This window comes from Oculatella sp. FACHB-28 (assembly GCF_014696015.1).
Lineage (GTDB): Bacteria > Cyanobacteriota > Cyanobacteriia > Elainellales > Elainellaceae > JAAUTN01.
In genome coordinates, this window is record NZ_JACJPJ010000095.1 from 248,318 (window position 1) to 254,373 (window position 6,056).

The 6,056-nt window shown below is 49.3% G+C and carries 4 protein-coding genes and 1 pseudogene; 2 read left to right on the forward strand and 3 right to left on the reverse strand.

What is annotated here, in order from left to right:
* Positions 1–152: 152 nt before the first annotated feature.
* Entirely contained in the window at positions 153–707 is a 555-nt protein-coding gene (locus H6F88_RS26785; protein WP_190645858.1) for a hypothetical protein, read from the forward strand.
* Positions 708–919: 212 nt separating this feature from the next.
* The gene (locus H6F88_RS26790; protein ID WP_190645859.1) at positions 920–2,887 is read left to right on the forward strand and encodes an ABC-F family ATP-binding cassette domain-containing protein; all 1,968 of its coding nucleotides are present in this window, start codon (positions 920–922) and stop codon (positions 2,885–2,887) included.
* A gap of 15 nt (positions 2,888–2,902) precedes the next feature.
* Here the strand turns inward: H6F88_RS26790 and H6F88_RS26795 are convergent, their stop codons facing one another.
* The 3 genes and pseudogenes from H6F88_RS26795 to H6F88_RS26805 all read right to left on the reverse strand — a co-directional run.
* Positions 2,903–5,296 carry a WD40 repeat domain-containing protein gene (locus H6F88_RS26795; protein WP_190645860.1) on the reverse strand — a complete coding sequence of 798 codons (2,394 nt, stop codon included), beginning with the start codon at positions 5,294–5,296 and terminating at the stop codon, positions 2,903–2,905.
* Between the two features lie 135 nt (positions 5,297–5,431).
* Positions 5,432–5,887 (reverse strand): toll/interleukin-1 receptor domain-containing protein, encoded by a 456-nt coding sequence (locus H6F88_RS26800; protein ID WP_242050722.1) that lies wholly within the window; start codon positions 5,885–5,887, stop codon positions 5,432–5,434.
* 73 nt (positions 5,888–5,960) lie between these two features.
* Positions 5,961–6,056, reverse strand: a pseudogene (locus H6F88_RS26805) (IS5/IS1182 family transposase); the annotation flags it as partial.

The following is a 6,056-nucleotide window of genomic DNA, read 5'->3' on the forward strand; positions in this document are numbered from 1 at the left end:
TTTATCTGGGCACTCTCTAGTGGATGAATTCAGTTTTGCTGCCCTGCAATCCTAGTTTGATTGTGTCTGTAGATGCGATCGCTAGACGTTGAGGACACGTAGCGAAAGCAGATGTTCTTTGAACAAGAACATAAGAAGAGAGGAAAAATTCAATGCGTTTCTTCAAACGGCCTATTGAAGTTTTAGTAGGTCATGATGTTCTTCAGAGAGCTAGAAGCTTTTCAGAAAAGGTTGCTCCTACTGTTGGAACCCACGGCACATATACAGATACGAATCAAAGCAATTTAAGAAAAATTCGGCATGACCATTATGTGAGTAAAGTGGGCGAAGAAGCTGTCAAACAAGTTCTTCAACAACTGGGTCAGACAACTAAAGGACCGGACTATGAAATCTATCAAGGTAAGCAAAAATCATGGGCTGCTGATTTGTGCGTTGATGGAGTTGATCTAGCCGTAAAAACTCAAACAAAAGAATTGGCAAACAGGTTTGGACTTTCCTGGACATTTCAAGCCAGTCAACAAAGAAGAGATCCGATTTTAGATAAACCCGATGCATGGGTATGCTTCGTCAAATTTGATGAGCAGAAGCGACAATGTTTGGTTTATCCACCTTGTCAAATCAAGGAATTAGAGTTTGGTGAGCCTGTACTAGCAAAGCTAAAGGGAACCAAGAAGGTTGTATACGTTCAGAAATTGCCTATTCTATAAACGTTGTGCGATCGCCAACCTGCTCGTGACTTAAGGTTAGGGCGATCGCAATCCAACGGCAACGTTAAAATAGGTAACGACGAGTTCTTTACTACGTGTAGCAGTATAGGTTGTGGTTTTCGCCTAATCTTCTGCTCGCATGGGTTACGTTACGCTGACCCATCCTACAGGCTGCGTTCGCCTCTATTCTTTCGCCTTTATCCTTCCGCCCCATGAGTATCTTCACCCTACAGTCTGTTCAAAAAGACTTTGGCATTAAGGAAATTCTTAAAGATGGCAGCTTTAGTCTGGATGCCACCGATAAGGTAGGGCTGATTGGCACGAATGGCTCTGGCAAATCCACGCTGCTGAAGATGATCGCGGGACTAGAACCCATTGATGGCGGTCAACTGTTGGTTAACTCTGGAGTCAACATCGTTTACCTGCCCCAGCAGCCTGACCTGGACGAAAATCGCACTGTGCTAGAGCAAGTCTTCGCCGACAGCGGTGAACAGATGGCTATGGTGCGGCAGTATGAGGAGGTTTCGCATAAGCTGGCACACGGACAGGGTGATGCCGATAGGCTAATGTCGCAGCTTTCTCACCTGACTCACCAAATGGAGTCTACTGGAGCCTGGGAACTGGAAACCAACGCCAAAATTATTCTGACCAAGCTGGGAATTGAAGATTTTGACGAGCGAATCAGCAACCTGTCGGGCGGCTACCGCAAGCGAATTGCCCTGGCGACCGCGCTACTCGCTGATCCTGATGTGCTGCTCATGGATGAGCCAACGAACCATCTGGATGCGCTATCGGTCGAATGGCTGCAAGATTACCTCAACCGCTACCGGGGCGCACTGCTGCTGATTACCCACGATCGCTACTTTCTCGATCGCGTCACGAACCGGATTATCGAGATTGACCGGGGCGACCTCTACGGCTATTCCGGCAACTATTCCTACTACTTGGAGAAAAAGTCGCTGTCTGAGGAATCTGCCGTTAGTTCTCAGCGCAAACACCAGGGCGTATTGCGGCGCGAGTTGGAATGGCTAAAGCGCGGCCCCAAAGCTCGTAGCACCAAGCAGAAGGCGCGCATCGAGCGAATTCGTGACATGCAGGCGCAGGAATTCAAACAAGTCCAGGGCAAAGTAGATATTGCCACTCCTGGTCGGCGGATTGGTAAGAAGGTGATTGAGCTAGAGCAGGTTAGTAAGGCGTATGGCGATCACACCCTGATCCACAATTTCACCTATTACTTCAATCCTGAAGACCGCATTGGCATCATTGGCGGCAACGGCGCAGGCAAATCAACCCTGATGGATATCATTACTGGACGGGTGAAGCCCGACTCCGGCACGGTAGAAATTGGCTCCACGATTCACATTGGCTACTTTGACCAGCACTCCGAAGCGCTTCTCACCGCTCTCAATGAAAACCAGCGGGTAATTGACTACATCAAAGAAGTAGGTGAATTCATCCAAACTGCCGATGGAACTCAGATCAGCGCCTCTCAAATGTTGGAGCGATTCCTGTTTCCTGGGAATCAGCAGTACGCACCCATTCACAAATTATCGGGTGGCGAAAAGCGGCGGCTGTTCTTGATGCGAGTGCTGATGAGTGCGCCCAACGTGCTGATTTTGGACGAGCCAACGAACGACCTCGACGTACAAACTCTGGCAGTTCTAGAAGACTACCTGGAAGACTTCAATGGCTGCGTTATTGTCGTTTCTCACGATCGCTATTTCCTCGATCGCACCGTAGACACGATCTTTGCCCTGGAACCAGGCGGCAACATTCGCCAATATCCTGGCAACTACTCGGTCTACCTTGACTTCAAAAAAGCAGAAGAGGAATCCGCCGCACAAACCGAAGCTAGCAATTCTAAGTCTTCCAAATCCACTCGTGTTCCGGAGCAGATTGCAGATTCTCCCGCCGATTCAACTGAAAGCTCAAAACCCAAAACTCAAAACTCTACCAAACCTCGCAAACTTTCCTACAAGGAGAAGCGCGAATTTGAGCAGCTAGAAGCTGAAATTCCCAAACTGGAAGCGGAAAAAATAGAGGTCGAAAAGACGCTTTACCACAATCCTCCAGCAGGCTTTACGCAGGTGCAGCAGTTATCAGAACGATTGGCAGAGTTAACCCAGACGATCGATTCCGCTACCGAGCGCTGGCTGGAACTGGCAGAACTAGTGGATTGACAAACCTTAGGACCTTTAGGAACAGATTTGGCGATCGCCCTTTTCCACACTGGGGTTCGTTTCCAAATAGTCCTGTACCCAATCGCAACCGCGAGTGACTAGCTCCTGCAAATCTCCAACGTAGTCCAGATTCCACAGAGTCAAGGCGTTGTCGTTTCCTGCTGTTGCTAGGGTACGACCGTCTGGGCTAAAGCTGACATCCTGATTGACGTTTTTGGTGCCCGTCAGAGTATGTAACAGTTCTCCTGTTGCGCTCCAGAGCTTGATGGTTTGGTCATGGCTAGCCGTGGCGATCGTGGTGCTATCGGGGCTGAAGCTGGCATTGTAGACAATGCCGTCGTGCCCTTTGAGAATTCGCAACAGTTTGCCGTCTCGCGTCCACAGGCGTGCTGTTTTGTCTTGACTAGCTGTGGCAAGCATGGTGCCGTCTGGGCTAAAGCGCACGTCGTAGACAATTCCTGTGTGTCCAGTGAGGGTATCGAGCAATTCACCCTCTACCGTCCACAGTTTTACCGTGTGGTCATTGCCAACGGTGGCGATCGTGGTGCCATCGGGGCTAAACGCAACGCCTGATACTTCTCCGTCGTGTCCGAGCAGAGTTCGCAACAGTTTGCCCTCGCGGTTCCACAGTTTCACCGTTTGATCAGCACTGGCGGTTGCAATCACTTGGCTGTCTGGGCTGAAAGTAACGCTCAACACGCCGCCGTCGTGTCCGGTGAGCGTGGTCAGCAATTTCCCGTCGCGTGTCCAAAGTTTTGCAGTCGCGTCATTACTGGCTGTGCCGATTAGATTGCCGTCCGGACTGAAACTAACGCTCCAGACCGCGCCGTCGTGTTCCGTTAGGGTGTGGAGGAGTTTTCCATCTTGACGATTCCAGATTCTGACAGTGCCGTCTCGGCTGGCGGTGGCGATCGCCTCTCCATCAGGGCTAAAATTTAGCCCAAATACCCAGTTTTGGTGCCCTATTAATCTTCTTAGCCCTGTATCTTCAATTTGCCATAGCCTGACGGTGCGATCGAAACTAGCCGCAGCAAGGGTTTTACCGTCAGGGCTAAAGGCTACTCCACCACCGCCATCGCCATCATGAGTGTATGTGCCAATCAGGTCGCCATTCAGATTCCAACGTCTCACCACTTTTTCATAGCCAACAGCGGCAACGCTTTGCCCATCTGGGCTAAAGCTGGCGCTCAAAAATGCATCTTCGCCATTAAAAGTGTTGAGCAGCCTGCCATCTAACGTCCACAGTTTGACAGTTTTGTCCTGGCTAGCTGTCACAAGGGTTCGACCATCCGGACTGAAGCTAACATCCCAAACGGCAGCGTTGTGGGAGATGGTGCGTATCAGTTGCCCTTTCAAAGTCCAAATTTTGACTGTTTTATCGCGACTTGCCGTTGCAAGGGTTTGTCCATCCGGGCTGAAACTGACGCTGTGAACCTCGTCTGTATGTCCTTCGAGTGTGGTCAACAGTTTGCCATCCGAGCGCCAAAGTTTTGCAGTACCATCTCGGCTTGTAGTAGCTAACATGTTGCCATCGGGGCTAAAGCTAACGTCCCAAACTCCCTGACTATGTCCCTGAAAGGTGTGCAGTAAGTGCCCGTCGCGTGACCAAAGTTTCATCGTTTGGTCGAAACTACCTGTGGCAATTCTTTGTCCATCGGGGCTAAAGCTGATGTTGTTGATGCGATCGCTGTGCCCCCGCAGGGTAATTGCCTCCTGCCCATCAATGCTCCAAATCTTAGCCGTACCGTCCCAACTTGCAGTGCCAAGGGTTTGTCCATCGGGGCTAAAACTTACTCCCCAAACCGTCTCGCTATGTCCTTCTAAGGTGTTGCGCTCTCTCACCCAGTAGACTGACTGCTGGAGCAAGGTGACGATATCAGAATGAATCTGAACATCACGAGTCCAAGCCGAACGATTCAGGGTAGTTCCAGCCCGCAGGCTTTCGATCAATGCATCAAAAACTTGATTGGATGAAAACAGGGCTTCTGAAGTGGTGGCGATCGCCGTCAGTTGCCGCCGTTCTGCCTTCTGCCACTGAGAAAAAGCAACTAGACCAAATATGCCTGCAATACAGAGAGCAAAACTAACACTAACCAGGGCAATTTTCTGCCGCCGATTTTCTGTTTTCTGCCGCTCCGTTTGAGCCCTACGGCTTTGAATAATATATTCGCGCTGCACTTGAGCTGGAAAGGGTTCTTTGTCCGTTCCTTTGGTCAACCATTGTTCTGCTTCTTCTAGATCACTACCTCTCAACAAGAAGCTTTCGTTGCGCCTTTTGTAAACCCATTCATTCGCTCTCACCAACAAGCGAGTGTGCGTTTTAACATGCTCTAAATCTGTGTCGAGCGCTTTAATTAACGTGAGTTCGGGATAAGAAATCGTCAGAACCCCTGATTTTTCGTACCTCATTTCGTTGCAGTGAATCAAGCTATTGTCAGCAAGGTCCACAGATGCAATTTTTCTCAATAAACAACCTTATTGAGAAGAGCCTACAGCAATACCCTTTGCCTAAAGCCTTTTATACCAAACCTTGCAGCGTTTAGCTTAACCCGAACTCACGTTAATTAGCGACTGAAGTGCTTGATCAGAATCATCACTTTCCCGAAAGAAAAGCCAATTATGTCTTCTCAGCGCTGGATGAACTTGCTCCTGTTCAAAACCCTCTCGCCACACAATTGGTAATAATCGTTTGTGATTAAAAACGGCGTGATCAATTTCCTGCCGACACACTTTTGATTGAACCGAAGCGGGACTGATAATAAAGACAAATGTATTCGTTGATTCGATGCCAGCCTCAATCTCTCTCCACCATTCAGCGGTAATGGGAATGTCTTCCCAATCAACCCAAGCGCCGCGTCCAGTCGCGCTGAGTTTTTCGTAGAGCGATTTGACAAAGGTTTTGTCTGCCCGCGAATAGGAGATAAAAACATCCTGGTCAGTTCCGTCAGTTGAAGAGTCAAGATGAGGAGCGCTAGCAACAAACATTTCGCCTCCGGGCATTGCCCACCCTACTGTTTAAGGGATCAAAACCTAACAGGAGAATTACGGAGAAATACTAGACTTCCTGCATGAATCAAGAGGCATGTGCCAATTCATAGTTGAGTAAGCCAGCAATCAGGTTCAAGCGCAAGCCAAACCGTTTTCTGCGGTTGCGATAACGTCCTGCAAA